This window comes from Streptomyces chengmaiensis, assembly GCF_029846775.1.
GTDB lineage: Bacteria > Actinomycetota > Actinomycetes > Streptomycetales > Streptomycetaceae > Streptomyces > Streptomyces chengmaiensis.
Window position 1 is genome coordinate 1 of sequence record NZ_JARWBG010000125.1, and the last position, 3658, is coordinate 3658.

The 3658-nt window shown below is 67.2% G+C and carries 6 protein-coding genes; 1 reads left to right on the forward strand and 5 read right to left on the reverse strand.

Annotated features, from left to right (window positions below):
- Positions 1 to 33: 33 nt before the first annotated feature.
- From QCN29_RS36630 to QCN29_RS36645, 5 genes are all read right to left on the reverse strand, one after another.
- A complete protein-coding gene (locus QCN29_RS36630) occupies positions 34 to 921 on the reverse strand; it encodes an IS3 family transposase (protein WP_279933578.1) in 888 nt (295 codons plus the stop codon).
- Entirely contained in the window at positions 918 to 1109 is a 192-nt protein-coding gene (locus tag QCN29_RS37315) for a hypothetical protein (protein ID WP_398860720.1), read from the reverse strand. Before QCN29_RS37315 ends, QCN29_RS36630 begins: the two co-directional genes overlap by 4 nt.
- Positions 1039 to 1374: a transposase gene (locus QCN29_RS36635; RefSeq protein WP_279933579.1), complete on the reverse strand. Its 336-nt coding sequence runs from the start codon at positions 1372 to 1374 to the stop codon at positions 1039 to 1041. Before QCN29_RS36635 ends, QCN29_RS37315 begins: the two co-directional genes overlap by 71 nt.
- 52 nt (positions 1375 to 1426) lie before the next feature.
- The gene (locus tag QCN29_RS36640) at positions 1427 to 1690 is read right to left on the reverse strand and encodes a TniB family NTP-binding protein (protein ID WP_318036771.1); all 264 of its coding nucleotides are present in this window, start codon (positions 1688 to 1690) and stop codon (positions 1427 to 1429) included.
- Positions 1687 to 2232, reverse strand: a complete 546-nt coding sequence (locus QCN29_RS36645) for a Mu transposase C-terminal domain-containing protein (RefSeq protein ID WP_279933580.1) — start codon at positions 2230 to 2232, stop codon at positions 1687 to 1689. The genes QCN29_RS36640 and QCN29_RS36645 overlap by 4 nt, the downstream gene beginning before the upstream one ends.
- A gap of 212 nt (positions 2233 to 2444) precedes the next feature.
- Here QCN29_RS36645 and QCN29_RS36650 point away from each other — a divergent pair, with 212 nt between their 5' ends.
- Entirely contained in the window at positions 2445 to 3200 is a 756-nt protein-coding gene (locus QCN29_RS36650; RefSeq protein ID WP_279933581.1) for a COG1361 family protein, read from the forward strand.
- Positions 3201 to 3658 lie beyond the last annotated feature (458 nt).

Consider the following 3658-nt stretch of genomic DNA (forward strand, 5'->3'; position numbering starts at 1 on the left):
TGAAGTTTCCCCGTGATCTCGGACACGTGATCGTTATGCCGCGAGGGCGTGCTGATGCCGCTGCCTGGTCTCGGCCGGGGTGAGATAGCCGAAAGTCTTGTGCTTGCGCAGGCGACGGCGGTTGTAGAAGGTCTCGATGAAAGTGAAGACCTCCCCGCGGGCGGTGGCCCGGTCGGGCCAGGTGCGGGTGCCGATCTCTTCTTTGAGCAGGGCCCAGAAGCTCTCCGCGGCGGCGTTGTCGAAACATGACCCGGTGCGTCCGCAGCTCTGCCGCAGCCCGAACTTCCCTATTCTTTCCCGGAACTGGGTCGACGTGTATTCGCTGCCGCGATCGGTGTGAACTACGCAGCCGGGCTCGAGTCCGCCGCGGCCGTGGGCCATGTCGAGGGCGTCGATGACGAGGTCGGCGCGGTGGTGGTCGGCCATGGCATAGCCGACGACCTCGCGGGTGGCCAGGTCCAGCCAGCAGGCGAGGTAGAGCCAACCCTCGGCGGTGGGCAGGTAGGTGATGTCGCCGACCAGCTTGGTCCCGGGACGCTCGGCGTGGAAGTCACGGCCGATCAGGTCGGGGGCCGGCTTCGCCTTCGCATCCGGCCGGGTCAGCGAACGGCGCTTGCGCCGTGTGACGCCGCGTATGTCGCGCTCGTGCATCACGCGGGCCACACGCTTGCGGTTCACCCGCCGGCCCAGGCGGCGCAGTTCAGCGTGGATGCGCGGGACGCCGTAGGTGTGGCGGGAGGCGATGTGCAGCACGGTGATCTCGTGCGCGAGCGCGTCGTCGGCGGCCTTTCGGGCACGACGGGCGGCCTCGCCCTCGCACCAGGCGTAGTAGGAGGAGCGGGCGACCTTCAGCACCCGGCACAGCAGGACGATCGGATAGTTCGCCTTCTCCGCGTGGATGAACCGGTACAGCTCGCTCACCGGTCGTTCTCCTTCACGAAGAAGGCCGTCGCTTTTTTCAGGATCTCGATCGTCTGCTGCTGTTCGCGGACCTCCTTGCGCAGCCGCTTGAGCTCCTCACGCTCCGCGCTGGTCAGCTCACCGGGCTCGCCCTCTCCTCGGTCCGCCTTCGCCCGGCGGTACCAGCCGCGCAGGGACTCGGAGCTGATGCCGAGTTCCCGGGCGACGGCGGTGACCGTCTTGCCCGAGGAGTCGACGAGCGCGATCGCGTCCCGCTTGANCCGCGCTGGTCAGCTCACCGGGCTCGCCCTCTCCTCGGTCCGCCTTCGCCCGGCGGTACCAGCCGCGCAGGGACTCGGAGCTGATGCCGAGTTCCCGGGCGACGGCGGTGACCGTCTTGCCCGAGGAGTCGACGAGCGCGATCGCGTCCCGCTTGAACTCCTCGGTGTACCGCTTCGTGTACTTGCTTCCCACCTGGTGCTACTTCCTCTGGAACCTCGAGGTCCCAGTCTCCAGGTGTCCACGATCAAGGGGAAGGTTCACGGCGGAACTTCTCCACGATCATCGACTTGCCGTTGTTGGTCGGTCCGATCAGCAACAGGTTCGGCATCCGTTGCCGCGTCGGCCAGGTCAGCAGGGTCTCCAGCCGCTCCAGCGCGGCGGTGGCACGCGGGTAGCCGATCCACCGGTCCGCCCGCACGTACCTCAGCCGTTCGGCGTCCGGCAGCCGCGCGATCTGCTGCGCGGCCGGGTGCAGGTGCGACAGATCCGCCGACTCGTCCTGGCTCACCACTGCTCGATCACCTCGAATGGCCTGGCCGTAGCCTCCTCGTCCTGGGCGGCCGACGGCGTGGGACAAGGCGGCGGCACCACTGGCCGGGGCGGTGTCTCGGTGCGGCGCTGCCGGTCGCGGCGGGCCTTGCGGGTGGAGGCCGCGGCGGTGTCGGTGATCTGGCGCATCTGCGTCACCATGGCGAACAGAGCGTTCTCGTCGACCTCGGCGCGGCCCAGCTCGCGCAGCCGGGCGACGGCGGCCTTGTTCTCCCACGCGCTGATCGGCGGCCTGGACAGCGTCCGGTAGGGCACCTCCACGTAGTCGGTGCCGTCCGGGTCCAGGACCCAGATCCGGCTGATGTCGCGCGGATCGCGGCGCAGGATGAACCGGCCGCGCCGGGATATTCGCAGCATCGCTGCGGCCTCGTCCGCATCCGCCAGCCCCACCGTGCTGTTCTCAGCGAGTGGCCTGATCACCTCGGCCTGCCGCAGCGCTGTATCCCACACCTCGTCCTGCGCGGTCAGCACCCCACGCTCGACCACCACTCCATCTGCCATCCGGAAGCCCTCCGTCGCGCACACGACTACGGCCAAATCGACCCTAGTGCCATTGACTTCGGGGTGTCCGAAGAGTGCGCGCTTCCCTGCACTCGGCGATGAGCGCCCAGCTCATCCGTGCACGCGGGTACGGGACATTCACACGATCGTCGTCGCCCCCACCGACTTCTGGAATGATCCAAGTGGCACATGCGCGCGCGTAGGGAGTAGCAATGGATGCCAGCGACTGGATCTCCGTTGGGTCAGGTGGTGTGGCTCTGGTGGCGGCAGGCATCGCGTTCTGGCAGGCCAGGACCGCATCCGACTCCGCAAAGCACGCCGACCGCCAAGCCCAGGCCGCCGAGGAGCAGCTGAGTATCGCCAGGCAGCAGACTCAGCAAGCCGAGCGCGTCCACCGCGAACAATTGGCGCTTGCTGAGCGGGTGCACCGGGAACAGAGCGAACCGTACGTGGTCGTGGACATCGGCCCCGATCGGCCAGGCTCCCCGTTGCTGGTACTCAGCATCGAGAACACGGGGCCGACCATGGCTCGGGACGTGCGGATCGGGGTCACCCCAGATCTCGTGTCCAGCCATGACAACCTCACCGAACAACTGCAGCGGGCCGTTGCGCGCACCGTCCCGGTGTTGCCGCCGGGACGGCGTCTGGTGTTCGCCTTCGACGTCTACTACCGGCGTAAGTCGTGCGGGCTGCCGATGCAGTTCGACTTCACTGTCGACGCGACTGGTCCGGCTGGGCCGGTGGAGACGCTGACGTATCGGGTGGACCTGGAGGTCCTTCAGGGGGTGCTGATAGGCGAGAGCCCGACCAAGCCTCTGGAAGAGGCCCTGGGAGGCATCTCGCGCTCAGTGGACGGGCTGACCAAGGCGACCGCGCGGGCCAACAGCGGGTCGCGCCAGCAGTCGGACGAGGAGACGCTGGCGACCCTGCGGGATCTCCAGGATGACTCCGACGGCGACAACATGTAGGAACTCCGTCGTCGCGCACGCGACTACGGCCACATCGACCGTAATGCAGGCGGCTTCGAGCCGTCCGGAGAGTCCACAGTCCCCTGCACATGATGACGAACCCCCAGCTCACCCGTGCAGGCGACTTCGGACATTGACACTCGCCAGACAAGATCACTTCTGTTCGGTGGGGGATCCCCTAACGAACAGTTTTCTGCTACCGCGACTCCTTGAGTGCAAAGATTGTCATCGCCGCCTTCGGTTCCTCAGCCGATGCGAGCCAGAGCGTCGTCCGCCCGTGCACGGGCGAAAACATGCAAGGTCGAGTCGTTGCTGAGGTTCATCAGCAGGGCCCTTCCGTCTCTCCAGTACCTGTGCACGCGTGCTAGCCTCGATCTTGCATGACGGTCCGCCGACGGAGTCGGTGGACCGTTTCGCTTTCGGTGGCTGATGGCGGGCATTCCGAGGGCCCGAGTGTC

What these genes read in the sequence shown, in the direction of transcription:
- QCN29_RS36650 (WP_279933581.1), top strand. Translation starts at nt 2,445, where the DNA reads ATGGATGCCAGCGACTGGATCTCCGTTGGGTCAGGTGGTGTGGCTCTG.
- QCN29_RS36645 (WP_279933580.1), bottom strand. Translation starts at nt 2,232, where the DNA reads ATGGCAGATGGAGTGGTGGTCGAGCGTGGGGTGCTGACCGCGCAGGAC.